A 24,630-nucleotide genomic window follows, 5' to 3' on the forward strand; every position below is an offset into this window, starting at 1 on the left:
AACAGGATTTTTCAAGTTTTAGAGGACTAGACCATGAGCAACGTCGACTACGCCGAAATCGCCAAATTCGAAGCCCTGGCCCATCGCTGGTGGGACCGCGAAAGCGAATTCAAACCGCTTCACGACATCAACCCGCTGCGGGTCAACTGGATTGACGAACGCGTCAACCTGGCCGGCAAGAAGGTCCTCGACGTCGGTTGCGGCGGCGGCATCCTCAGCGAAGCCATGGCTCAGCGCGGCGCGACCGTGATGGGTATCGACATGGGTGAAGCGCCGTTGGCCGTCGCGCAGTTGCATCAGCTGGAGTCGGGCGTCAACGTCGAATACCGGCAGATCACCGCCGAAGCCCTGGCCGAGGAAATGCCCGAGCAGTTCGACGTGGTCACCTGCCTGGAAATGCTTGAGCACGTGCCGGACCCGTCGTCGGTCATCCGCGCCTGCTTCCGCATGGTCAAGCCCGGCGGCCAGGTGTTTTTCTCCACCATCAACCGCAACCCGAAAGCGTACCTGTTCGCCATCGTCGGCGCCGAATACATCATGAAGTTGCTGCCACGCGGCACCCACGACTTCAAGAAATTCATCCGCCCTTCCGAACTCGGCGCCTGGAGCCGCATGGCCGGCCTGACCGTCAAGGACATCATCGGCCTGACCTACAACCCGCTGACCAAGCACTACAAACTGGCGGCCGACGTGGACGTCAACTACATGATCCAGACCCTGCGCGAGGAGTAAGCCGATGCCAATCAGAGCAGTTCTTTTCGACATGGACGGCACCCTGCTCGACACCGCGCCGGACTTCATTGCGATCTGTCAGGCGATGCGTGCCGACCGCGGCTTGCCGCCGATGAACGACAAGCATATCCGCGACGAGATTTCCGGCGGCGCCCGCGCAATGGTCGCAGTGACCTTCGCCATGGACCCGGAATCGCCGGGGTTCGAAGCGTTGCGCCTGGAGTTCCTGGAGCGCTACCTCGTGGGTTGCGCCGTTCATAGCAAGCTGTTCGACGGCATGGCTCAATTGCTTGCCGACATCGAGAAAGCCAACCTCGTCTGGGGCGTGGTCACCAACAAGCCACTGCGATTCGCCGAGCGGATCATGCAACAGCTGGGGCTGGCCGAGCGTTCGGCACTGCTGATCTGCCCCGATCACGTGAAAAACAGCAAACCGGATCCCGAGCCGCTGATTCTGGCCTGCAAGATGCTCGAACTGGACCCGGCCAGCGTGCTGTTCGTAGGTGATGACTTGCGCGACATCGAATCAGGCCGCGATGCCGGCACCAAGACTGCTGCGGTGACCTTCGGCTATATCCACCCGGACGATAATCCGCGGCATTGGGGTGCGGATGTGGTGGTCGACCATCCGTTGGAGTTGCGCAAGGTGCTCGATAGCGCGCTTTGCAGCTGCTAAGTCGAATCGCTTTTTTGTAGGAGCGAGCTTGCTCGCGAAAAACCTGAGAACGCCGCAGGGTGTCAGGCTTTACGCGAAATCGTTGACGACCATCGTCGGAACGCCGCCCGGAGCTAGCTCGCTCCTACAGGGACAGCGCCTGTCTTCTGATTTGTTGAGGTTTTTTTATGTTTGATTATTCCGCCCGCCCCGAACTGCTCAAGGATCGGGTCATTCTGGTCACCGGCGCAGGACGCGGTATTGGCGCCGCAGCGGCAAAAACCTACGCGGCCCACGGCGCAACCGTGCTGCTGCTGGGCAAGACCGAAGCCAACCTGACTCAGGTCTACGACGAAATCGAAGCCGCCGGCCATCCACAACCGGCGGTGATCCCGTTCAACCTCGAAACCGCCCTGCCCCATCAATACGATGAGCTGGCGGCGATGATCGAAAGCGAATTCGGGCATCTCGACGGCCTGCTGCACAATGCTTCGATCATCGGCCCGCGCACGCCGATCGAGCAGCTGTCCGGCGAAAACTTCATGCGGGTCATGCAAATCAACGTCAATGCCATGTTCATGCTCACCAGCACTCTGCTGCCGCTGCTCAAGCTGTCGCAAGATGCCTCGGTGGTGTTTACGTCCAGCAGCGTCGGCCGCAAGGGACGTGCGTACTGGGGCGCTTACGGCGTCTCCAAATTCGCCACTGAAGGCCTGATGCAAACCCTGGCCGACGAAGTCGATACCGTGGCTCCGGTACGCTCCAACAGCATCAACCCGGGCGCTACCCGCACCAGCATGCGCGCCCAGGCTTACCCAGGTGAAAATCCGCTGAACAACCCGACGCCCGAGGAGATCATGCCGGTCTACCTTTACCTGATGGGCCCGGACAGCACCGGTATCAACGGCCAGGCGTTCAACGCCCAGTAGCGACCGTACGTCGCTTTTCGGTGCCGCGCCGTTTTCCTGTCGCGGCACTCGAATACACGCAGGCGCCTGTCAAACAAACGTCACACGCTGCGCTACATAGGCAACAGAAAAACAACAACCCATTGATTTAACACAATTTTTATTCAGATGAACCGAATGGCACGACTTTCGCTCTAAATTTGCTCAGACACGAAACGTGAAAGCAGACGGGACGAAGCTTGAGTGCAGCGATTACTTATCTTCTACAAAGCAGATTAAACTTGTGCGAAATGTCCTACGGGACTGACGGACCAGTACGACGCGCAGCCTAAGCCGCTCTCACCCTGCTTGTAAGACAGCCTTACCGCTTAGGGGCGCACGCCTTATGAAACCACCTTCCCAGACCAACGCAATTGACTTCGATAGCGCCAAATTGCAGCGCCTGGGCTTTGGTCAGCAGCCGCCTCTTCTGGCAAGGCCGGCCAGTCTTGCGCAATTGCGCCAGCAACTGAACCTGCAGCTGCAAACCAGTCTGGAGCCACAGCGCATTCTTGGGACGTTCTATCGCGAGATTCAGCGATTGGTGCCGCTGGACGCTTTGTGCTACCTGCACAAGAGCAGTGACTTGCGTCTGGAGTTCGGCCAACGCGGTCACCACTCCATCAGTTACAGCCTCAGCCACGAAGGCGAACATCTGGGTGAGCTGATTTTCCGCCGCAATCAGCGTTTCACCGAACAGGAACAGGGCAATCTCGAATCACTGCTGGCCGCGCTGCTTTTCCCGATGCGCAACGCACTGCTTTACCGTACCGCCACCCAAAGCGCACTGCGCGACCCGCTGACGGGCACCGGCAACCGCATCGCCATGGACCAGACGCTGCAAAGGGAAATCGAACTATCCCGGCGCCATCTGCAACCGTTATCGGTGCTGATGCTGGACATCGATCATTTCAAGCAAGTCAATGATACCCACGGCCACAGCACAGGCGATGACGTGCTCAAGGCGGTCGCTGCCTCGATCAAAAAGCAGCTGCGCAACGTGGACATGGTGTTCCGTTATGGCGGTGAAGAATTCCTGATCCTGCTGTCGAACACCAGCCGCGAGGCGGCGGCCATGGTCGGTGAGCGGCTGCGTTTTGCAGTGCAGTCGCAAGAGTACCTGGCCGATAGTCATATGATCGTGCTGACAGTCAGCCTCGGCTGCTCGACACTGTTACCCGGCGAGTCTGCCGAAAGCCTGTTGCGACGGGCAGACAGCGCATTGTATGTAGCCAAGCGCGAAGGTCGTAACCGGTTGGAGATGGCGGGCTGATTTTTCAGCCACGACACAAACCAATGTGGGAGCGAGCCTCGCGAATGGGATCTGACCTTCAACGATGATGTTGACTGACAGTCCGTATTCGCGAGCAGGCTCGCTCCCACAGTTTTTTTCAAACAGCGATTGAATCAGCCTTCGGCCAATGCCATCCGCTCACGCGCAACCGGTACCCGCTCTGCGTGCTCCAACTGCATGCAACGCTCGAGAAACAGGTACATGTAGTCGTAGCTCTTGCAAACAGCCTGACGCAACTCCACCTGCAGGGATTTGCTCGGGCTGGTGCCCGCCAATGTGCAGATGATTTCCAGGGCTTCCCATGGATGGGCATCGTCGTACTGGGCATGCATCTTCAGCCACTTCATCGCCCGCTTGCGATCTTCCTCGGGGAACGAGGCGGCGTAGATACCGTTGGAACAAACGACCGCCGACCATTCCCCGGTCGCCCCTTCGATGGCGTAGTTGGTAGCGGCAATCGCAACGATCAGCGAGTCGGCTGAACTGGTGTGCCAGCACCAATGGCTCAAGGCGTGAAGCTCCGGTGCAACCTGCTGTGCCTGCAGGTCTTCCAGGCTGACACCGTGCGCGCGGCTCCAGTGCACCCAGTAATCGGCGTGGTTCAATTCGACGCGGATATTACGCATCAGCCAGCGACGGGCCATGTCTTCGCCGGGATGACGGGCAAAGCGTGTCTTGGTGAGGTTTTGTGCCATATACAACGCGAACTGTTCGACCACCGGCCAGCCACCGATCAGGTATTGGCGCATGGTCTTTGCACTGAGTTTGTTGTCTCGCATGCGTTGGTACAGTTCATGTTCGACAACCCGGCGCTTGCTCTCGCTGCAATCCTGGATCAGGCGTTGAGCCCAGGCAGGGTAACTTGCAGCTTCCATGAGCGGGCCGGTTCGGTTGAATGTGTCGATCACTGTCGAGCTCCTTTTGATTGTGATTGTAAGACCGGCAGGAGTTTCAACGGAACGTGCCAGGGGCCTTGAACAACAGCGGCTGAGGCCTGGCGGGACGACTTAGCAGGCTATCAAAGGTAAACAAATGCGGGCGTTCAATCACATACCCTTGAGCGTAATCCACCCCAATCTCCAGCAATGCCTGCTCGATCTGGGGCGTTTCGACAAACTCGGCAATCGTGCGCTTACCCATGACATGACCGATGTGATTGATCACTTCGACCATGGCGCGGTTGATCGGGTCGTCCAGCATATCCTTTACGAAACTCCCATCGATCTTCAGGAAGTCTACAGGCAAATGTTTCAGGTAAGCGAATGAGGACATTCCGGCACAAAAATCATCCAGTGAAAAATAGCATCCTAAGCCTTTGAGTTCATTAATGAATCGAATGGCGCTGCCAAGATTTGAAATAGCACTGGTTTCAGTAATTTCAAAACAAATCATTTCAGGCGGAATCGAATACGTCACAAACTGTTCGCGCAGGAAGTCCAGGAACGCCTCATCCCCGATCGTCGTACCTGACAGATTGATCGCACACATGGCCAGCGGCCCACGGTGTGGCTCGGCCCGGCATTGGGCAATGATCTTGAACACATTCTGCACAACCCAACGATCCAGCGAACTCATCAGGCCATAGCGTTCAGCTGCCGGAATGAAGCTGTCGGGCAAGATCATCCGCCCGGCCTCGTCATGCAATCGCAGCAGAATCTCAATGTGCCCGCCGCCCTGTTCGACATGGCCCAAGGGGGCAATTTCCTGGGCGTACAGGCAGAAGCGGTCCTCCTCCAGCGCCATGTGCAAACGCTGCACCCAAGCCATTTCGCCGAAGCGCAGGGACAATTCCGAGTCATCCGGATGATAGACCTGGACCCGGTTCCGGCCCTTTTCCTTGGCCATGTAGCACGCCATGTCGGCAGCACGCAGCGAGGCTTCGAGCGTCGTCGGATTCTGCGCAACATGGACCAGCCCGATACTGACAGTGGTCACGAAAGGCCGGCCCTTCCAGACAAAATGCAGATTCTGCACAGTCTGACGCAGGCTCTCGGCAATTTTCTCCGCCGCTTCCGGTGCGCAGTTTTCCAGCAGGATACCGAACTCGTCGCCGCCAAGGCGCGCCAAGGTATCGCCTTCGCGCAACCCGGATTGCAACAAGGCACAGATATGCCGCAACAGCTCGTCGCCCGCCGCGTGACCGCAGGTATCGTTGACCAGCTTGAACTGATCCAGATCGAGGAACATCAGGGCATGACGACCCGAATGGCGGGTCAGGTTATGCAGCGCCTGTTCCAGGCGATATTCGAATTCGCGGCGATTGGCAAGCCCGGTCAAGGCGTCGTGGGTCGCCTGCCACGACAGATTGGCGATGTATTGCCGCTCCTGGGTCATGTCATGCAGCACCAGCACCGTGCCGCTGACTTTGCCGGCATTGCGGATCGGCGCCCCCACCAGGGTGACCGACACCGTGCTGCCGTCCAGGCGTTGAATCAACTTGGAGTGCTCACTGCCGCCACTGAGTTGGCCACTCAGAATATGCTCGATCAGGGTGAAACCGTCGGTTTGCGCATTTTCATCCAGCAGGTTGAACAGCGCCGCCAGCGGCAACCCTGTCGCCTGCTCGGCCTTCCAGTGGGTCAATGCCTCGGCCGCCGGATTCATGTAGGCAATCGCACCGGAAACATCCGTGGTGATCACGCCGTCGCCAATCGATTGCAGAGTGATCTGCGCCCGTTCTTTCTCCAGTTGCAGCGCATCGGCGAAGGCATGGCGCTGTTTGAGCAGTTTATGGGTACGCATCAAGGCCAATACAATCAAGCCCAGGGCGGTGGCAAGGTTGATCACCAGCAACAGTCGCAGGATCATCCGCGAGCCTTCGCCCAAGGCATCGCTGAAGGCCTTCGCCGCCGGTGTCACACTTTCGTTGATGACGAATATCTGACCCTTCCAGCGCTTGATATCGGCATCGGTGGCCTGCCTGTCGGTGATGCGCTGATGCATCTCCTGCGCAATGGCATCGAGTTGCACCAGATACGCGTCGCCCACCATCCAAAGGTCGATGGCTTTCTGGTGGTAACTGAAGTGCCGGAAATTCAGGTACAGCCAGATCACACTGGTGATGTCATCCGGATGGTTGCCGCCCTTGAGGATCGCTACACGTGCCGCCTTGATGTCCGGCGGCCGATGATCCAGCGCCACACGCAATTCATGCCCGCCCTGAGGCACGGAAATGGCGTTCTGGTATTTATGAAAAATCGCTTCGTCGCCGTTGTCGGCATAGAGATTGAGGTAGTAGATGGCGTCTTTCTGGCCCTTGGACCACAGGCTCTCACCGGCGACATAACCGCGAACAGCCGACAGTACATAAAGGCTGACACCGCCCAAGAGGGCCTGAAACACCACTACGGCGATAAATGGCCAGACGATGCCTAACAGCCGTGGCGTTCCGAGAGTCCGCTTTTGATTCATGAGGTCCCTTGCGTTAGCACTGCTCGCTCGTCTTCCGGACGAAATCGCTACAGCTAGACTAGGTTGCGATCCCGGTCCCGGCAAGCGACAAGCTTTGCCCGGGGGGAACATCGCGACCGCTGAATTCGGTCGCGATCATGTTTTTTTATCGTATTGAATCGGCGGCTCGCTACAACTGCTGCAAATGCCCATACAGCTTGGCGTATAACCCACCATCGGCGATCAGTTGCTGGTGGTCGCCGTCCTCGGCAATTTGTCCGCCGTCGAACACCAGCACACGATCCGCTTGTTTTACCGCCGAAAGACGGTGGGCAATGATCAACGTGGTGCGGTTGCTCAGGAACCGCGCCAGTGCCTGGTGCAGGTTGTATTCGGTGGCGGCATCGAGCGCCGAGGTGGCTTCGTCGAGGATCACCACCTTGGGCTCGGCCAGGATCATCCGGGCGATGGCCAGGCGTTGGCGCTGCCCGCCGGATAAACGCACGCCGGAGCGCCCGACGATGCTGTCCAGGGCATTGGGCAAATCCCGGACCGTAGCGTGCAACTGGGCGATTTCCAGTGCCTGCCAGCAGGCCTCGTCACTACGTTCGCGGCCCATGGTCAGGTTGGCGCGGATGGTGTCGTTGAACAGCGCCGGATGTTGCAGGACCACGGCGACATTTTCCCGCACGGTTTCCAGGCCGATCTCTTGCTGAGTTGAACCACCGAAGCGAATGGTGCCGGCCAACGGCGTATACAAGCCCAGCAGCAGTTGCACCAGCGTGCTCTTGCCGCCACCACTGGCACCGACGATTGCGACCTTTTCGCCGGGGGCGATGGACAGGTTCATCTGGTTCAACACCAGTTCATCACCGTAGCCGAAACTCAACCCCCGTACTTCCAGCCCGACCGTCTCGCGACCACTGAACGGGTCGACTCCACCCGAGTACTCGGGCTCATCGTCACGGGACAGCAGTTCGTTGATCCGCGACAGCGCACCATCGGCTGCGTAGTAGGCATATTGCAGGTTCAGCAGTTGTTCCACCGGACCGATCATGAACCACAGGTAGCTGAACACCGCGAGCATCTGGCCGATTGAAAGGTCGGAAAACAGTACGGTAAGCATCGCCGCAGCACGGAAAATATCGATGCCGAACTGGAACAGCAAGCCGCTGGCGCGGTTCGACGCATCGGTTTTCCATTGCGAGTTCACCGCATAGTCGCGCACGTCCCGGGCGCGCTGCCCCAAGCGACCAAGGAAAAACCCCTGGCGGTTACCGGCGCGAACTTCCTGGATCGCATCCAGCGTTTCGGTCAGCGCCTGGGTGAAGCGCGAAGTGCTGTCGTTCTCGAGTTTCTTCAGGTGCTTGACCCGCTTGCCCAATTGCACCGTGGCGTAGATCACCAGGGGGTTGAACAGCAGAATCAGCAGCGCCAGTTTCCAGTGCATCCACATCAGGATGGAGGCGGTGCCCACCAGCGTCAGCATGGCCACGAGGAAACGGCTGAGGGTTTCACCGACGAACTTGTCCAGGGTGTCCAGGTCGGTGACCAGATGCGTGGTCACTGAGCCGCTGCCCAGGCTTTCGTATTCACCCAGCGAGATACGCTTGAGCCGTTCGATCAGGCGTATGCGAATGCGATAGACGATGTCCTTGGCCAGTCCGGCGAACAATTTCGCCTGCACTACGTTGAACATCAACGCCGCGCAGCGCAGGGTCAGGGTCACCAGCAGCATCAGTCCGATGTAGCCCGCGGCTTTCTGCCAGCCGTCGGGCAGCGCGAGGTTCATGATCTTCAGCGCCGCATCGCCGTGCCCCAGCAACACCTCGTCCACCAGCAATGGCAGGAGCAAGGGAATCGGCACGCTGCACAAGGTCGCCAGCACGGCCACGCCGTTGGCGATCCACAGGGATTTCTTGTGATGCAGGGCCAGGCGACGGATTTCCGCCCAGCTCAGACGGTCGACACGTTTAGCGGGTGCAACATCATCGGGCAGGTCATGCACAGGCAGCACGCTCCAGCCAGCGGCCGAGCAGCGCAGACAACTCGCTCAATGGCTGATAGCCGTTGGTCAACAGCGCCAGTTGGCCGTTACGCTCAGCCAGCAGGGTGGGGAAACCGGCAATGCCCAGGTCCTGGACCCAGGTAAAATCAGCTGCCGTCGCGGAGTGCATATCGGCGCGGTCAAATGCGGCGGCGAATTCGATGCGCGGCAGACCGGCCTGTTCGGCCAGTTCCACCAGAACGCTGGCGCGGGTGACGTCGCGTCCTTCGGCATAAAATGCGTGCTGAATCAGCCCGAGCAGTTTCCAGGCACAATCCGGCGCCAGTGTGCGCGCCGTCACCAGCGCCCGGCAGGCAGGCTCGGTATCGTAGACAAAGCCATCAGGTAATGCGCCTTCAAGCTTGAAGGGCTGGCCGGTGGCCTCGGTGACCGCCTGCCAGTGCTCAAGGATATAGCGCCGGGTACTCGGCTCCAGCGCGGCACCACTGCCAGTGCGCAGACCGCCCACAATCAGGTGCACGTCCACGCCTGCGGTTTGCGCCTGCTCGACCAGTGCGTTGGCCACTGGGGCAAACCCCCAGCACCAGGAACACATCGGGTCCATCACATAGAGCAGGCGCGCGGACATGATTCAGGCCTCGGAAGATGCTTGCTTGTAGTTGTAGCCGATCGGGTGAGGCTGGTTTCGAGCCTTGGCCAGCTCGATCTGCTTCTGCCGGTCGATCGCACTGCGACGGGTCTTCTCACTCAGCTTATCCCAGCAATGCGGACAGCTGATGCCCGCTACGTAATGCTCGGACGCGCGGTCTTCCACGCTGACCGGCGTGCGGCAGGCATGACATTGATCGTAGTCGCCTTCGCTGAGGTCGTGACGAACGGTGACGCGGTTGTCGAACACGAAGCAGTCGCCCTGCCACTTGGTTTCTTCCTGCGGCACCTCTTCGAGGTACTTGAGGATGCCGCCCTTGAGGTGAAAGACCTCACCGTAGCCCTCGCCGAGCATGTAGCTCGAGGCCTTCTCGCAGCGGATGCCACCGGTGCAGAACATCGCGACCTTCTTGTGCACGGCCGGGTCGAAGTTGGCTTTGATGTAATCGGGAAATTCGCGAAAACTGGTGGTTTTCGGGTCGATGGCACCTTCGAAGGTACCGATCGAGACTTCGTAATCGTTACGGGTGTCGATCAACAGCACTTCAGGGTCGCTGATCAGCGCGTTCCAGTCCTGCGGATCGACATAGGTGCCGACCTTTTTGTTCGGGTCCACGCCTTCCACGCCGAGGGTGACGATTTCTTTCTTGAGTTTGACTTTGGTGCGATAGAACGGCTGATCGTCGCAGTACGACTCTTTGTGATCGATGTCGTCCATTCGCGGGTCGTTCTTGAGCCAGGCCATCAGCCCGTCGATGCCTTCGCGGCTGCCGGACACGGTGCCGTTGATGCCTTCTTCGGCGATCAGCAGCGTGCCTTTGATGCCGTTGTCGACCATCGCTTGCAACAGGGGCTCGCGCAGGGCGACGTAATCTTCCAGGGTGACGAACTTATACAGTGCCGCCACGACAATCTGTTGTGTCATGGGTAAATCTCCAGGTGGCTACCCTCGTAAGGGGTGAACCGGATGCGAAAAAAAACGCGCCGGGTTAGCGGCGCGTTGGGCATTCTAACAAAAAACCGGGGTTTAGTGTTTGCTGCCGCCGGCACAGGTCGGCGAGGCCGGGGCCGCGTCGATCCGGGCCCATTCCTCTGGCGTGTAGGTATGCAGCGCCAACGCATGGAACTCGCCCATCAGCTCGCCGAGCGTGCCGTAGACCTTCTGGTGGCGCTTGACCCGGTTCAAGCCTTCGAACTGCGCGCTGACCACCACAGCCTTGAAATGGGTCGAAAGCCCACGGCTGTGCATATGGCTCTCATCCAGCACTTGCAGATGCTCGGGCTGAAGCAGGGCCAGTGTCGATTCGATGCGTTGTTGCATGGTCATACCGAACTCCGCTCAAGGCTTTTTCTTGGCTGGCGCAGCCGCGTCTTTCGGCGTCAGCTCGGCGGTCATGTCAGCCAACAGCTTGTTGACCACCGGCACCGCGCTTTCCAGCTTGGCCTGGGTCATCTGGGCCGATTGCTGGGTCAGCTGGGGCATTTTTTCCAGGACTTTCTTGCCCAGTGGCGACTGGTAGAACGCAACCAGGTCCTTGAGCTCGGATTCGGTGAAGTTGGTGGTGTAGAGCTTGACCATGTCCGGTTTCAGCTTGTTCCAGCCAATGGCCTGGTCCAGAGCGGCGTTGGCCTTGGCCTGGTAGGTTTCCAGCACGGCCTTTTTCGACTCAGGGGCTTTGGTCTGTTCGAAACGCTGGGCAAACATCTGCTGTACTTGCATGTACACCGGGGTGCCCAGTTTGTCAGCGTGCGCCAGGGTCAGGAAAGCCTCGGCACTGGCGTTATGGCTGGCGGTGTCGGCAAGAACCTGGCCGCTGGCGCAGACCAAAGCAACGGCGGTACAGATGGCACGAAGACGAGTCATCGAGTGTCCTTTTCTAGCTGGCGAGGTAAAACCCCAAGGGCGTCCATTCTGCGCCTAAAAAAGTCTGTCGCTCAACCCCAAGCCTTGTCGCGCCTGATTTAGAGGGCTTCAATGGTTGAAATCGAGACAGATGGAACCCCGGCCGTCGATCACGGCCTAAACTGCGCAATCGGACCTACAGGAGTGAGCAAGATGAGCCGTATCGAAACCGACAGCCTCGGCGAGGTTGAAGTCCCGGATGAAGCCTACTGGGGCGCTCAGACGCAACGCTCGCTGATCAACTTCGCCATTGGCAACGAACGCATGCCGCTGGCGGTGTTGCATGCCCTGGCGCTGATCAAGAAAGCCGCGGCACGGGTCAACGATCGCAACGGCGACGTGCCCGCCGACATCGCCCGCCTGATCGAGCAGGCAGCCGACGAAGTGCTCGGCGGCGACCACGACGACCAGTTTCCGCTGGTGGTCTGGCAAACCGGCAGTGGCACCCAGAGCAACATGAACGTCAACGAAGTGATCGCCGGTCGCGCCAACGAGCTGGCGGGCAACCTGCGCGGCGGCAAGTCCCCGGTGCACCCCAACGATCACGTCAATCGCTCCCAGAGTTCCAACGACTGCTTCCCCACCGCCATGCACATCGCAGCCGCCCAGGCGGTGCGACAGCACTTGCTGCCGGCGATCAGCGAACTGTCCGGTGGGCTGGCCGAGCTGGCCGCCCGCCACATGAAACTGGTCAAGACCGGTCGTACCCACATGATGGATGCGACTCCGATCAGCTTCGGTCAGGAAATCTCGGCGTTCATCGCGCAACTCGATTACGCCGAACGGGCGATCCGCAGCGCCCTGCCCGCGGTCTGCGAGCTGGCCCAGGGCGGAACGGCCGTCGGCACCGGGCTCAACTCACCCCACGGCTTCGGTGAGGCCATCGCCGCAGAATTGGCCGCCCTCTCCGGCTTGCCGTTTATCACCGCACCGAACAAGTTCGCCGCACTGGCCGGCCATGAGCCGCTGACCACGCTGTCCGGCGCGTTGAAAACCCTCGCCGTGACCCTGATGAAAATCGCCAACGATCTGCGCCTGTTGGGTTCCGGTCCCCGCGCCGGCTTCGCCGAAGTGAAGCTGCCGGCCAATGAACCGGGTAGCTCGATCATGCCTGGCAAGGTCAACCCGACCCAGTGCGAAGCCTTGTCGATGCTGGCCTGCCAGGTGCTGGGCAACGACGTCGCCATCGGCTTTGCCGCCAGTCAGGGCCACTTGCAGCTGAACGTGTTCAAACCGGTGATCATCCACAACCTGCTGCAATCGATCCGTTTACTGGGCGATGGCTGCAGCAACTTCCAGCAACATTGCGTGGCCGGTCTGGAGCCGGATGCGCAAAAGATGGCTGAACACCTGGAACGAGGCCTGATGCTGGTGACGGCGCTCAACCCGCACATTGGCTATGACAAATCGGCGGAAATCGCCAAGAAGGCCTACAGCGAAGGGCTGACCTTGCGCGAGGCGGCGTTGCAGCTCGGGTATCTGACTGACGAAGAGTTCGATGCGTGGGTCAGGCCGGAGAATATGCTGGAGGCTGGGGCCAAGGGCTGAATTTTGCGCTGATTGAAAGTCCGTCTTCGCGAGCAGGCTCGCTCCCACACTGGATCTCTGTGGGAGCGAGCCTGCTCGCGAAGGGCGCGATGAAGATTTTCAGCCAACGACCATTTTGGCTTTTCTGGCCTTCAACCCGGCAATCAACGAAGGCCCCAACGCCACCAGCGCCGACCCCAGCACCACCAGCACCGCGCCGCCATATCCCAGACCATTGATCGTCTCGGCATGCACATAGTCGGGCCACAACCACGCAGCCATGGCAACCGCCACAAAGGTTACCAGCGGCGTGATGGCCAGCGTTGCGCTGACCCGGGAGGCTTCCCAATGGGCCAGGGCCTCGGCAAACGCACCGTAGGCAATCAGGGTGTTGAGGCAGCACGCCAGCAGCAACCAACCCTGCAACGGGTTCAATTGCAACGCTTCGAGCGGATGCACCCACGGCGTCAACAGCAGCGCGCAAAACAGGTAGATCACCATCATCACCTGCAGCGAATTCCACACCGTCAGCAATTGCTTCTGCCCCAGGGCATAGAAGGTCCAGACCGTGGACGCCAACAGCACCAGCAGCACACCGGCGGTGTAGTCGGTCAGCGACGTGAGCAATTCACTCAAGCGCTGGTTGAAAAACAGCGCAAAACCGATCAGCAGTACCAACAGCCCGATCCCCTGCCCCAGACTGAAACGCTCCTTGAACACAAACAGACTGGCGATCAGCAGCATGATCGGGCCCATCTGCACCACCAGTTGCGCCGTGCCGGGGCTGAGCAGGTTCAGGCCCATCAGATACAGCACATAGTTACCGACCAGGCCGAGCACCGCCATCAGTACCAGCCAGCCACCACGAGGACCGAGCACTTTGCGGCTGGGCAGACGCCTGGTGGCCGCCAGATAAATGAACAGGCAGCCGCCAGACACCAACAGCCGAAACCAGGTCACCGTCACCGGGTCCATCACCAGCAGCACTTGCTTGAGCTTGATCGGCAGGATTCCCCACAACAACGCGGTCAACAAGGCCAGGAACAGACCGTAACCCCAGCGACCCGATGAAATGTGCATGTGAACCCCAACGCCAACTGACAGGAGCCGCCATTCTAGGCCCGCAGCGGTGGCGTACACAGGCACAGTTTGGGTCTGGCCGCGGATGAAACTGTGCAGGTCGTAATCTTCAGGTGATGTTTTTTGACCGTGGCGCCCCCATCGCGAGCAAGCTCGCTCCCACAGGTTTTGCGGCGCACACAATATTTGTGATCGCCGCTAAACACTGTGGGAGCGAGCCTGCTCGCGATGGCTATCTAACTGACAACGAGAAACATCGAGGCTTAACGCACCGCCTCAAACAACCCCGTAGCTCCCATCCCGCCCCCCACGCACATGGTGACGATGCCGTAACGCAGATCGCGTCGCTGCAATTCACGAACCAGATGCCCGACCTGACGCGAACCGGTCATGCCGAACGGGTGACCGATGGAAATCGAGCCGCCATTGACGTTGTACCGGGCGTTGTCGATTTCCAGTCGGTTGCGGCTGTACAGGCACTGCGAGGCGAAGGCTTCGTTGAGTTCCCACAGGTCGATGTCGTCAATCCGCAAGCCTTTGGCCTTGAGCAGTTTCGGTACCGAAAACACCGGGCCGATGCCCATCTCGTCCGGCGCGCAACCGGCCACGGTAAAACCGCGAAAGAACGCTTTCGGCTTGAGCCCCAGTTCCAGCGCTTTTTCCAGGCTCATCACCAGGGTCATTGACGCGCCGTCAGACAGTTGGGACGAGTTGCCGGCCGTGACCGAGCCATCTTCGGCGAACACCGGTTTCAACCCGGACAGACTTTCCAGGGTGGTGTCCGGGCGGTTGCAGTCATCACGATCAACGACACCGTCGACGATCTGCACCTGACCGGTGCTTTTGTCTTCGACGCGATACTTCACCGCCATCGGCACGATTTCATCAGAGAACAGCCCGGCGGCCTGCGCCTCTGCGGTACGCTGCTGGCTTTGCAGCGCATACAGGTCCTGCTCTTCACGACTGACGCTGTACCGACGCGCGACAATTTCAGCCGTCTGGCCCATCGGGAAGTAAATGCCCGGCACCTGCTCCTTGAGCAGCGGGTTGATCAGGTTGTCGGTGTTGACGCTCTTCATGGTCAGGCTGATGGACTCGACGCCACCGGCGACGATGATGTCGCTGCAACCCGAAGCGATCTGGTTGGCGGCAATGGCGATCGCCTGCAAACCCGAGGAACAGAAGCGGTTGAGGGTCATGCCGGCCGTGCCGATGCCCAGGCGCGACAGCACCGCGACATTGCGCCCGATATTGAAACCCTGGGCGCCTTCGTTGGAACCGGCGCCAACGATGCAGTCCTCGACGCTCGCCGGATCGATACCGGTGCGCGCCAACAGTGCATCGACACAGTGTGCCGCCATGTCGTCCGGGCGGGTCATGTTGAATTTACCGCGAAAGGATTTGGCCAGGCCGGTCCGCACGCTGTCGACGATCACCACTTCACGCATGACATACCTCATTGTTGTTATCGGTTGAGAGTGGACCGAGCATAAGTCCAGCTCTTCACCGACCGCGACAATCATTCACCTCGCGTATGCGTAACCATCGCTTCAATCCTTGTCCTTACGCTTCTTGTTCTCACGCCGGTCGGATTTTTCGAAAGCCTCTTCCAGTGCCCGGTTGATGGTGCGCAAGACTTTGACCCGCGCCCAGCGCTTGTCGTTGGCTTCCACCAGGGTCCATGGCGCAATCTCGGTGCTGGTACGGTCGACCATGTCGCCAACCGCCGCACGATAGTCATCCCACTTTTCACGGTTGCGCCAGTCATCATCAGTGATCTTGAAGCGTTTGAAGGGAATTTTTTCGCGCTCTTCGAAGCGCTCCAGTTGCGTTTGCTTATCGATGGACAGCCAGAACTTGACCACGATCACCCCGGCATCGGTGAGCTGCTCTTCGAAATCGTTGATTTCACCGTAGGCACGCAGCCAGTCTGCCGGGCTGCAAAAACCTTCAATGCGCTCCACCAACACCCGGCCATACCAGGAGCGGTCGAACACGGTGAACTTGCCCCGGGCCGGCAGGTGCCGCCAGAAGCGCCACAGATAGGGCTGTGCCCGTTCTTCTTCGGTGGGCGCGGCAATCGGCACGATGCTGTACTGGCGCGGATCAAGCGCTGCCGCCACCCGACGGATCGCCCCGCCCTTGCCCGCCGCGTCGTTGCCCTCGAACACCGCCACCAGTGCATGGCGACGCATGCGTTTGTCACGCATCAGCCCGGAAAACCGCGCCTGCTCGGTGATCAGCTGTTCTTCGTAATCATCCTTGTCCAGGTTCAGGGTCAGGTCCAGGCTGTCGAGCAGGTTCACTTGATCGACACTGGGGAACACTGGCGCGGCGCTGACTTTTTCCGGGTGGATCGTCGGTCGCTGCAATGCGCCGTGCAAGCCCGCAAGCAGAATCCTCCCCACGGCCAGACTGCGATAATGCGCATCCGCCCCGGCGATTACATGCCACGGCGCATAGTCACGGCTGGTGCGGCGCAGCACCCGCTCACCATATTTCACGAACCTGTCGTAGGTTTGCGACTGTTGCCAGTCCAGCGGGCTGATACGCCAGCTGTGTAGCGGGTCGTCAGCCAGCGCCTTGAGGCGTGCCTTCATTTGCTTTTTGGAGAGGTGAAACCAGAACTTGAAAATCAACGCACCTTCATCGCAGAGCATCTTTTCCAGGCGCTCGGCGCCGTTGATCGCCTGGTCGAGGCGCGGATCCTTGAACTCGCCATGGACCCGCCCCTGCAGCATCTGGCTGTACCAGTTGCCGAAGAAAATCCCCATGCGCCCCTTGGCCGGCAGCATCCGCCAGTACCGCCAGGCCGGTGGTCGCGCCAGCTCTTCGTCAGTTTGCTGATCGAAGGTGCGCACCTCGATCAGGCGCGGATCCATCCATTCGTTGAGCACCTTGATCGTCTCGCCCTTGCCCGCACCTTCGATGCCATTGATCAAAATGATCACCGGAAAGCGGCGTTGCTGCTTCAATTCGAATTGCGCTTCGAGCAACGCTTCGCGCAGGGCCGGGACTTCGGCGTCATAGGTGTCTTTGTCGATGGCGTGACCGATTTCAGCAGATTCAAACATGAGCGGCTCCCTTGCAGATGTGAGCAAGACTAGCGGACGGACCTCTCTTGCGCGGAAGAAATCCAATCATGGGGCAGATACGAAACCTGTGGCGAGGGGGCTTGCCCCCGTTGGGTTGCGAAGCAGCCCCCAAACCAAGCGACTACTTTGTGCCAGGTAGCCCGAGTCTGCCGACTTGACGACTGCTTCGCAGCCGAACGGGGGCAAGCCCCCTCGCCACAAAAGCACATCGCCCTTCGCCCGACCTGGAAGTTTCGCTGATCCAGAGATTGCAAGCTTGCTCTGGATCAAGCACCACGCCATCGATCGGATAGAATGACGGCCTTGCCGTTGCCGAGCCTGCCATGAAACCTGAACTGCCCCACGCCCAGCTCGACTGGGATGACCACGGTCGTCCATATTCGCGAGTGTTCGACGATGTGTATTTCTCCGACCAGTCGGGGCTGGACGAAACCCGCTATGTCTTTATCGAGCAGAACCGCTTGGCGGAACGCTTCGCTGCGTTGCCGGAGGGCGCACGCCTGGTCATCGGTGAAACGGGCTTTGGCACGGGACTGAATTTTCTGTGTGCCTGGCAGGTGTTCGAACAACACGCGGCGGCCGGAGTGCGGTTGCATTTTGTCAGCGTCGAGAAGTACCCGTTGAGCCCGGCCGACTTGCAACGTGCCCTGGCGCTGTGGCCGGAACTCAAGGTGTTTGCCGATCAATTGCTGGCGCAGTACGTGGCGATCCATCAGGGTTTTCAGCGCCTGACGCTGGATAACGGTCGCGTGACCCTGACATTGCTGATCGGCGACGCATTGGAGCAGCTGCCTCAACTCGATGCCCGAATCGACGCCTGGTTCCTCGACGGTTTCGCTCCGGCGAAGAACCCCGACATGTGGACTGCCGAACTGTTTGCCGAACTCGCACGCCTGGCCGCCCCCGGTGCTTCCATCAGCACCTTCACCAGTACCGGTTGGGTGCGGCGCCTGCTCAACGCCGCCGGTTTCAAGATGAAACGCACCCCAGGCATCGGCCACAAATGGGAAATCCTGCGCGGCGAGTTCCTCGGCTGGCCCCAGGACGTGCCCGCCCCGGCGCCCGATAAACCCTGGTTTGCCCGCCCGGCTCCACTGACCGACGAACGCCAGGCACTGGTGATCGGGGCCGGGCTGGCCGGTTGCGCCAGCGCCGCCAGCCTCGCCGCGCGGGGCTGGCAAGTGACAGTGCTGGAGCGCCACGACGCCATCGCCCAGGAAGCCTCGGGCAACCCACAGGGCGTGCTGTACCTGAAGTTATCGGCCCATGGCACGGCGCTGTCGCAAATGATCGTCAGCGGATTCGGCTACACCCGACGACAGCTCGAACACTTGCAACGGGGTCGCGATTGGGACGATTGCGGCGTGTTGCAACTGGCCTTCGATGCCAAGGAAGCCGAGCGTCAGGTGCAATTGGCGCAGGCGTTTGCGGCAGACTTGCTGCACCTGCTGGATCAACCCGAGGCACAGGCCGTGGCCGGTATCGGGTTGGCACACGGGGGCCTGTTCTATCCCGAAGGCGGCTGGGTCCACCCACCGGCGCTGTGCCAGTGGCAGGCCGCTCATCCGAACGTTCAGGTGCATGTGCATCATGATGTGCTCGAACTGCGCAAGGCCGATGGCCAGTGGCAGGCCTGGGATGGCGAACGCCTGCTCGCCAGCGCCCCCGTGGTGGTGCTCGCCGGCGCAGCCGAAATCCGGCGATTCCCCGAGAGTGCCGAGCTACCGCTCAAACGCATTCGCGGGCAAATCACCCGCCTGGCGCAAACCCCGCAAAGCCAGGCCCTGAGCACCGTGGTGTGTGCCGAAGGCTATGTCGCCCCCGCGCGCTTGGGCGAACACACACTGGGGGCCAGTTTCGATTTCAAGAGCGACGACCTGACGCCGACCACGGCCGAACACTTGGGCAACCTGGCCATGCTCGAAGAGATTTCCCACGATCTGGTCGAGCGTCTACAGGCCGATAAACTGACGCCTGAAAGTCTCCAGGGTCGCGCTGCATTTCGCTGCACCAGCCCCGACTATTTGCCGATCGTCGGCCCATTGGCCGACCTCCAGGCGTTCGCTCAAGCGTATGCCGCGCTGGGCAAGGATGCCCGACAAGTGCCGGACGTCGAATGCCCATGGCTTGACGGTTTGTACATCAACAGCGGCCACGGCTCGCGCGGCCTGATCACCGCGCCGCTGTCCGGAGAACTGCTGGCGGCCTGGCTGGACAACGAACCCCTGCCATTGCCCAGAAGCGTGGCCGAAGCCTGCCATCCCAACCGATTTGCCTTGCGGCGCCTGATCCGGGGCAAGTAGTCGATACAGCAGTCGACGTCGCACTTACGGGGCGATTCGGCCGTGGTCTGTCACACATATAACTCATCGGTCTAAAACTCCCCTTACCGAGGAGGGTCACTTTCTGAGTACCCGCCGTTTTGGCGGGGTATCGATTGACCCTCCCCAACGGAAAAACCGGTAAGGAATTTATGTGCGGATTAGCTGGCGAGTTACGTTTTGATCATCAACCTGCAGACCTTGCAGCCGTTGAACGAATCACCCATCACCTGGCCCCTCGCGGCCCCGACGCTTGGGGTTTTCATAGCCAGGGGCCGGTTGCCCTGGGCCATCGGCGCCTGAAAATCATGGACCTGTCGGACGGCTCGGCGCAGCCGATGATCGACCCGCAACTGGGCTTGTCCCTGGCCTTCAACGGGGCGATCTACAACTTTCCGGAACTGCGCGCGGAACTGGAAAGCCTGGGTTACGCCTTCTATTCCGGTGGCGACACCGAAGTGTTGCTCAAGGGCTATCACGCCTGGGGCGAAGCGCTGCTGCCGAAACTCAACGGCATGTTTGCCTTTGCCGTTTGGGAGCGCGATGCCCAACGCCTGTTCATCGCTCGCGACCGACTCGGCGTGAAACCACTGTACCTGTCGCGTACCGACCAGCGCCTGCGCTTCGCCTCGGCGCTGCCGGCATTGCTCAAGGGTGGCGACATCAACCCGATCCTCGATCCGGTGGCGCTCAATCACTATCTGAATTTCCACGCCGTGGTCCCGGCACCACGCACCTTGCTGGCGGGGATTGAAAAATTGCCGCCAGCCACCTGGATGTGCATCGAAGCCGATGGTCGCACCGAGCAGAAAACCTGGTGGACTCTACCCTACGGCCCTCACGCCGATGAGACGGATCTGACCCTCGAAGACTGGCGCGACCGTGTGCTCGACAGCACCCGCGAAGCGGTAGCGATTCGTCAGCGCGCGGCGGTCGATGTCGGCGTGCTGCTGTCCGGTGGGGTCGATTCCAGCCTGCTGGTGGGCCTGTTGCGGGAAGTCGGCGTGGACAATCTGTCGACCTTCTCCATCGGCTTCCAGGATGCCGGCGGCGAACGCGGCGACGAGTTCCAGTATTCGGACCTGATCGCCCAACACTACGGCACGCAGCACCATCAACTGCGCATAGACGAAAAGGAAATCATTGAACAACTGCCCGCCGCCTTCCGCGCCATGAGTGAGCCGATGGTCAGCCATGACTGCATCGCTTTCTACCTGTTGTCCCGGGAAGTGGCCAAACATTGCAAGGTGGTGCAAAGCGGCCAGGGCGCCGACGAACTGTTCGCCGGTTACCACTGGTATCCGCAAGTGGACGGCGCGAGTGATCCGTCTGCAGCGTACCGCGAAGCGTTTTTCGACCGCAGCTACGACGACTACGCCGCCACCGTGCAACCGAAATGGCTGACCGCGAATGACGCCGCCGGTGACTTCGTCAAAACCCATTTCGCCCAACCCGGTGCCGATGCGGCGGTGGACAAGGCCTTGCGCCTGGACAGCACGGTGATGCTGGTGGACGACCCGGTCAAACGCGTCGACAACATGACCATGGCCTGGGGCCTGGAAGCGCGCACGCCGTTTCTCGACTATCGCCTGGTGGAACTGTCGGCACGAATTCCCGGGCGCTTCAAACTGCCGGACGGCGGCAAGCAAGTCTTGAAAGAAGCCGCGAGACAAGTGATTCCCAGTGAAGTGATCGACCGCAAGAAAGGTTACTTCCCGGTGCCGGGCCTCAAGCATTTGCAGGGCGATACGCTGGAGTGGGTGCGCGAGTTGCTGCTCGATCCCAGCCAGGATCGCGGCCTGTTCAATCCCGCGATGCTCGACCTTCTGCTGACTGACCCACAGGGACAATTGACGCCGTTGCACGGCTCAAAGCTGTGGCAACTGGCGGCCCTCAACCTGTGGCTCAGCGAACAAGGAGTCTGACCGATGAAACCTCATGCCACAGCGATCAGCCAACGCCTGTTGCGCGGCCAGTCGCCCTCCTACGAACGCTTGCAGGCACGCCTGGCCGAAGACCGCAGTGCGCTCGGCGCGGCACCGATTGCCGTGCATTGCGGCTGGGGCCGCTTGCTGATCGGGCATACCTTCGCCGATGCCGCGAGCCTCGCCGGGGAGTTGCTCAACGAGCGGCCCGGCGAGCGGGACATTGCCCTGTACGTCGCCGCGCCCCAGCAAGTGCTGGGGCTGGAGCCAACGCAGCTGTTTCTCGACCCGTCCGATACCTTGCGCCTGTGGTTCAGCGATTACCGTCAGGCAACCCGGGTGTTTCGCGGTTTCCGCATTCGCCGCGCGCAAAGCGAAGCCGACTGGCAGGCGATCAATCAGCTGTATCAGGCGCGCGGCATGCTGCCGATCGACGCCACCCTGCTCACTCCGCGTCACCTGGGCGGCCCGATGTACTGGCTGGCCGAAGACGAGGACAGCGGCGCGGTCATCGGTAGCGTCATGGGCCTCAACCACCACAAGGCCTTCAACGATCCCGAACACGGCAGCAGCCTGTGGTGCCTGGCGGTCGACCCGCACTGTGCGCGACCGGGTGTCGGAGAGGTGCTGGTGCGGCATCTGATCGAGCACTTCATGAGTCGCGGGCTCGCCTACCTCGACCTGTCCGTGCTGCACAATAACCGACAGGCGAAAAACCTTTACGCCAAGCTCGGTTTTCGCAACCTGACGACCTTCGCCATCAAGCGCAAGAACGGCATCAATCAGCCGCTGTTTCTCGGGCCCGGTCCAGAAGCCGCATTCAACCCCTACGCGCGGATCATCGTCGAGGAAGCACACCGTCGTGGCATTGATGTGCACGTCGATGACGCCGACGCCGGGATGTTCACCCTCAGCCATGGCGGGCGCCGGGTACGCTGTCGAGAATCCCTGAGCGACCTGACCAGCGCCGTCAGCATGACCCTGTGCCAGGACAAAAGCCTGACCCACAAAGTGCTCAAGGCAGCGGGGTTGAACCTGCCGGCGCAGCAATTGGCGGGTAACGCCGATGACAATCTGGCATTCCTCGATGAACACCGGCGCGTGGTGGTCAAGCCACTGGATGGTGAGCAGGGGCAAGGGGTGGCGGTGGATTTGCGCACCCTCGAGGAGGTGCAGCAAGCCATAGAAACCGCTCGCCACTTCGACAGCCGCGTGCTGCTGGAAAGTTTCCACGAAGGCCTGGACCTGCGCATTGTGGTGATCGGTTTTGAAGTGGTCGCCGCCGCCATTCGCCGGCCGGCCGAAGTGGTCGGCGACGGCCAGCACTCCATCGGTGCATTGATCGAAGCCCAGAGCCGGCGGCGACAAGCGGCCACGGGTGGCGAAAGCAAGATCCCGCAGGACCAGGAAACCCGGCGCACCTTGCGTGCCGCCGGATACGACTACAGCAGCATTCTGCCGGCCGGTGAGCATCTGTTCGTACGACGTACGGCGAATCTTCATACAGGCGGTGTTCTTGAGGATGTAACGGCGATCCTGCATCCAACGCTGGTGGACGCCGCCGTGCGGGCCGCGCGGGCGCTGGACATCCCCATGGTCGGGCTCGACCTGATGGTGTCCGCCGCTGACCAGCCGGAGTATGTATTTATCGAAGCCAACGAACGGGCCGGCCTGGCCAATCACGAACCGCAGCCCACGGCGGAGCGGTTTGTGGATCTGTTGTTTCCGCATAGTCAGCCGGTGGTCTCTTAGTGATGTGTTGCCTGGGCTAGCCCCTTCGCTGTAGGAGCGAGCTTGCTCGCGAAGGGGCCAGCCCAGGAAACAAAAATCCCTCATCGAAACCATCGATGCGTTCAACTCATCAGGAGTTTCCATGACCAGCAAAATCCCCGAACCGGACCTCGGTTACCTGCAAAAAGTCCTGCTGGAAATGCTCGCCATTCCCAGCCCCACCGGGTTCACCGACACCATCGTGCGCTACGTCGCCGAGCGCCTTGAAGAAATGGGCATTCCCTTCGAACTGACCCGGCGCGGCACCATTCGCGCTACGCTCAAGGGCAAGAAGAACAGCCCCGACCGCGCTGTTTCCGCCCACCTGGACACCATCGGCGCGGCGGTGCGGGCGGTGAAGGACAACGGCCGCCTGGCCCTCGCGCCGCTCGGCTGCTGGTCCAGCCGCTTTGCCGAAGGCAGCCGGGTCAGCCTGTTTACCGACAATGGCGTGATTCGCGGCAGCGTCTTGCCGCTGATGGCGTCCGGGCACGCGTTCAATACTGCCGTGGATGAGATGCCGATCAGTTGGGATCACATCGAGTTGCGCCTGGATGCCTACTGCGCCACCCGTGCCGACTGCGAGTCGCTGGGCATCAGCGTCGGCGATTTCGTCGCCTTCGACCCGCTGCCGGAGTTCACCGAAACCGGCCACATCAGCGCCCGCCACCTCGACGACAAAGCCGGGGTGGCCGCGCTGCTGGCGGCGCTCAAGGCCATTGTCGACAGTGGCCAAGAGTTGATGATCGACTGCCATCCGCTGTTCACCATCACTGAGGAAACCGGCAGCGGCGCCGCGGCGGCGTTACCCTGGGACGTCAGTGAATTCGTCGGCATCGACATCGCACCGGTCGCGCCAGGCCAACACTCCAGCGAGCATGCGGTGAGCATCGCGATGCAGGATTCCGGCGGGCCGTATGACTACCATCTGTCGCGCCACCTCCTGCGCCTGGCCTGCGACAACGAGTTGCCGGCACGCCGCGACCTGTTCCGCTACTACTTCAGCGACGCCCATTCAGCGGTCACCGCCGGCCACGACATTCGCACCGCCCTGCTCGCCTTCGGCTGCGACGCCACCCACGGTTACGAACGCACCCACATCGACAGCCTCGCCGCCCTGAGCCGCCTGCTCGGTGCATACATCCTCAGCCCGCCCGTGTTTGCCAGCGATGCGCAACCGGCCAAGGGCTCACTGGACCGCTTCAGCCATCAGCTTGAACATGACACCCAGATGGAAAGCGATACGCGGGTGCCTTCGGTGGACAGCCTGGTGGGGCAGCGGTCGGAGAACTGATCCGGGTTCTTCTTCACCAGGTAAACCGCCTTCGCGAGCAG

The 24,630-nt window shown here is 60.7% G+C and carries 19 protein-coding genes; 9 read left to right on the top strand and 10 right to left on the bottom strand.

The window, feature by feature from the left end:
• The first annotated feature begins 33 nt into the window (after positions 1-33).
• The 4 genes from ubiG (at position 34) to ACM6IK_RS26480 (ending at position 3,607) form a co-directional block, all read left to right on the top strand.
• The gene (gene ubiG, locus ACM6IK_RS26465; RefSeq protein WP_007985381.1) at positions 34-732 is read left to right on the top strand and encodes a bifunctional 2-polyprenyl-6-hydroxyphenol methylase/3-demethylubiquinol 3-O-methyltransferase UbiG; all 699 of its coding nucleotides are present in this window, start codon (positions 34-36) and stop codon (positions 730-732) included.
• Positions 733-736: 4 nt separating this feature from the next.
• A complete protein-coding gene (gene mupP, locus ACM6IK_RS26470) occupies positions 737-1,408 on the top strand; it encodes an N-acetylmuramic acid 6-phosphate phosphatase MupP (RefSeq protein WP_414876650.1) in 672 nt (223 codons plus the stop codon).
• Positions 1,409-1,575: 167 nt separating this feature from the next.
• Positions 1,576-2,316, top strand: a complete 741-nt coding sequence (locus ACM6IK_RS26475; RefSeq protein WP_414876651.1) for a YciK family oxidoreductase — start codon at positions 1,576-1,578, stop codon at positions 2,314-2,316.
• 364 nt (positions 2,317-2,680) lie between these two features.
• Positions 2,681-3,607, top strand: coding sequence for a GGDEF domain-containing protein (locus tag ACM6IK_RS26480; RefSeq protein WP_414876652.1), 927 nt, complete (start codon positions 2,681-2,683; stop codon positions 3,605-3,607).
• A 134-nt stretch (positions 3,608-3,741) separates the two neighbouring features.
• Here ACM6IK_RS26480 and ACM6IK_RS26485 read toward each other — a convergent pair whose 3' ends face one another.
• From ACM6IK_RS26485 to ACM6IK_RS26515, 7 genes are all read right to left on the bottom strand, one after another.
• A complete protein-coding gene (locus ACM6IK_RS26485) occupies positions 3,742-4,503 on the bottom strand; it encodes a TenA family transcriptional regulator (protein ID WP_414876741.1) in 762 nt (253 codons plus the stop codon).
• Between the two features lie 76 nt (positions 4,504-4,579).
• Entirely contained in the window at positions 4,580-7,039 is a 2,460-nt protein-coding gene (locus tag ACM6IK_RS26490; protein WP_414876653.1) for an EAL domain-containing protein, read from the bottom strand.
• Positions 7,040-7,208: 169 nt separating this feature from the next.
• Entirely contained in the window at positions 7,209-9,026 is a 1,818-nt protein-coding gene (locus ACM6IK_RS26495) for an ABC transporter ATP-binding protein (protein ID WP_414876654.1), read from the bottom strand.
• Entirely contained in the window at positions 9,019-9,654 is a 636-nt protein-coding gene (locus ACM6IK_RS26500; RefSeq protein ID WP_414876655.1) for a DsbA family protein, read from the bottom strand. The genes ACM6IK_RS26495 and ACM6IK_RS26500 overlap by 8 nt, the downstream gene beginning before the upstream one ends.
• 3 nt (positions 9,655-9,657) lie before the next feature.
• Complete coding sequence (locus ACM6IK_RS26505; protein WP_414876656.1) at positions 9,658-10,599, bottom strand: rhodanese-related sulfurtransferase; 942 nt, start codon at positions 10,597-10,599, stop codon at positions 9,658-9,660.
• 102 nt (positions 10,600-10,701) lie between these two features.
• Positions 10,702-11,001: a BolA family protein gene (locus tag ACM6IK_RS26510; RefSeq protein WP_414876657.1), complete on the bottom strand. Its 300-nt coding sequence runs from the start codon at positions 10,999-11,001 to the stop codon at positions 10,702-10,704.
• 12 nt (positions 11,002-11,013) lie between these two features.
• The gene (locus tag ACM6IK_RS26515) at positions 11,014-11,538 is read right to left on the bottom strand and encodes a DUF2059 domain-containing protein (RefSeq protein WP_414876658.1); all 525 of its coding nucleotides are present in this window, start codon (positions 11,536-11,538) and stop codon (positions 11,014-11,016) included.
• A gap of 192 nt (positions 11,539-11,730) precedes the next feature.
• Between ACM6IK_RS26515 and ACM6IK_RS26520 the strand changes: the two genes are divergently transcribed.
• On the top strand, positions 11,731-13,125 hold the full coding sequence (locus tag ACM6IK_RS26520) for a class II fumarate hydratase (RefSeq protein ID WP_414876659.1): 1,395 nt from the start codon (positions 11,731-11,733) through the stop codon (positions 13,123-13,125).
• A 99-nt stretch (positions 13,126-13,224) separates the two neighbouring features.
• Here the strand turns inward: ACM6IK_RS26520 and ACM6IK_RS26525 are convergent, their stop codons facing one another.
• From ACM6IK_RS26525 to pap, 3 genes are all read right to left on the bottom strand, one after another.
• Entirely contained in the window at positions 13,225-14,184 is a 960-nt protein-coding gene (locus tag ACM6IK_RS26525) for a DMT family transporter (RefSeq protein ID WP_115947237.1), read from the bottom strand.
• Between the two features lie 263 nt (positions 14,185-14,447).
• On the bottom strand, positions 14,448-15,632 hold the full coding sequence (locus ACM6IK_RS26530) for a thiolase family protein (protein ID WP_414876660.1): 1,185 nt from the start codon (positions 15,630-15,632) through the stop codon (positions 14,448-14,450).
• 102 nt (positions 15,633-15,734) lie between these two features.
• Positions 15,735-17,258, bottom strand: coding sequence for a polyphosphate:AMP phosphotransferase (gene pap, locus ACM6IK_RS26535; protein ID WP_414876661.1), 1,524 nt, complete (start codon positions 17,256-17,258; stop codon positions 15,735-15,737).
• A 344-nt stretch (positions 17,259-17,602) separates the two neighbouring features.
• Between pap and mnmC the strand changes: the two genes are divergently transcribed.
• From mnmC to ACM6IK_RS26555, 4 genes are all read left to right on the top strand, one after another.
• A complete protein-coding gene (gene mnmC, locus ACM6IK_RS26540) occupies positions 17,603-19,582 on the top strand; it encodes a bifunctional tRNA (5-methylaminomethyl-2-thiouridine)(34)-methyltransferase MnmD/FAD-dependent 5-carboxymethylaminomethyl-2-thiouridine(34) oxidoreductase MnmC (protein ID WP_414876662.1) in 1,980 nt (659 codons plus the stop codon).
• A gap of 170 nt (positions 19,583-19,752) precedes the next feature.
• Positions 19,753-21,525: an N-acetylglutaminylglutamine amidotransferase gene (locus ACM6IK_RS26545; protein ID WP_414876663.1), complete on the top strand. Its 1,773-nt coding sequence runs from the start codon at positions 19,753-19,755 to the stop codon at positions 21,523-21,525.
• A 3-nt stretch (positions 21,526-21,528) separates the two neighbouring features.
• Positions 21,529-23,277 (top strand): N-acetylglutaminylglutamine synthetase, encoded by a 1,749-nt coding sequence (ngg, locus tag ACM6IK_RS26550; RefSeq protein WP_414876664.1) that lies wholly within the window; start codon positions 21,529-21,531, stop codon positions 23,275-23,277.
• A gap of 121 nt (positions 23,278-23,398) precedes the next feature.
• Positions 23,399-24,589, top strand: coding sequence for an osmoprotectant NAGGN system M42 family peptidase (locus ACM6IK_RS26555; RefSeq protein ID WP_414876665.1), 1,191 nt, complete (start codon positions 23,399-23,401; stop codon positions 24,587-24,589).
• Positions 24,590-24,630 lie beyond the last annotated feature (41 nt).

The sequence above is a fragment of the Pseudomonas sp. IT-196MI5 genome, from assembly GCF_949767415.1.
Taxonomy (GTDB): domain Bacteria; phylum Pseudomonadota; class Gammaproteobacteria; order Pseudomonadales; family Pseudomonadaceae; genus Aquipseudomonas.

Bases quoted from the DNA above. Each gene is read 5' to 3' on its own strand.
- ACM6IK_RS26475 (WP_414876651.1), top strand. From the start codon at position 1,576: ATGTTTGATTATTCCGCCCGCCCCGAACTGCTCAAGGATCGGGTCATT.
- ACM6IK_RS26520 (WP_414876659.1), top strand. From the start codon at position 11,731: ATGAGCCGTATCGAAACCGACAGCCTCGGCGAGGTTGAAGTCCCGGAT.
- ubiG (WP_007985381.1), top strand. From the start codon at position 34: ATGAGCAACGTCGACTACGCCGAAATCGCCAAATTCGAAGCCCTGGCC.
- ACM6IK_RS26480 (WP_414876652.1), top strand. From the start codon at position 2,681: ATGAAACCACCTTCCCAGACCAACGCAATTGACTTCGATAGCGCCAAA.
- ACM6IK_RS26525 (WP_115947237.1), bottom strand. From the start codon at position 14,184: ATGCACATTTCATCGGGTCGCTGGGGTTACGGTCTGTTCCTGGCCTTG.
- ngg (WP_414876664.1), top strand. From the start codon at position 21,529: ATGAAACCTCATGCCACAGCGATCAGCCAACGCCTGTTGCGCGGCCAG.
- ACM6IK_RS26510 (WP_414876657.1), bottom strand. From the start codon at position 11,001: ATGACCATGCAACAACGCATCGAATCGACACTGGCCCTGCTTCAGCCC.
- ACM6IK_RS26505 (WP_414876656.1), bottom strand. From the start codon at position 10,599: ATGACACAACAGATTGTCGTGGCGGCACTGTATAAGTTCGTCACCCTG.
- ACM6IK_RS26490 (WP_414876653.1), bottom strand. From the start codon at position 7,039: ATGAATCAAAAGCGGACTCTCGGAACGCCACGGCTGTTAGGCATCGTC.
- ACM6IK_RS26530 (WP_414876660.1), bottom strand. From the start codon at position 15,632: ATGCGTGAAGTGGTGATCGTCGACAGCGTGCGGACCGGCCTGGCCAAA.
- ACM6IK_RS26515 (WP_414876658.1), bottom strand. From the start codon at position 11,538: ATGACTCGTCTTCGTGCCATCTGTACCGCCGTTGCTTTGGTCTGCGCC.
- mupP (WP_414876650.1), top strand. From the start codon at position 737: ATGCCAATCAGAGCAGTTCTTTTCGACATGGACGGCACCCTGCTCGAC.
- ACM6IK_RS26500 (WP_414876655.1), bottom strand. From the start codon at position 9,654: ATGTCCGCGCGCCTGCTCTATGTGATGGACCCGATGTGTTCCTGGTGC.
- pap (WP_414876661.1), bottom strand. From the start codon at position 17,258: ATGTTTGAATCTGCTGAAATCGGTCACGCCATCGACAAAGACACCTAT.
- ACM6IK_RS26555 (WP_414876665.1), top strand. From the start codon at position 23,399: ATGACCAGCAAAATCCCCGAACCGGACCTCGGTTACCTGCAAAAAGTC.
- mnmC (WP_414876662.1), top strand. From the start codon at position 17,603: ATGAAACCTGAACTGCCCCACGCCCAGCTCGACTGGGATGACCACGGT.
- ACM6IK_RS26545 (WP_414876663.1), top strand. From the start codon at position 19,753: ATGTGCGGATTAGCTGGCGAGTTACGTTTTGATCATCAACCTGCAGAC.
- ACM6IK_RS26485 (WP_414876741.1), bottom strand. From the start codon at position 4,503: ATGGAAGCTGCAAGTTACCCTGCCTGGGCTCAACGCCTGATCCAGGAT.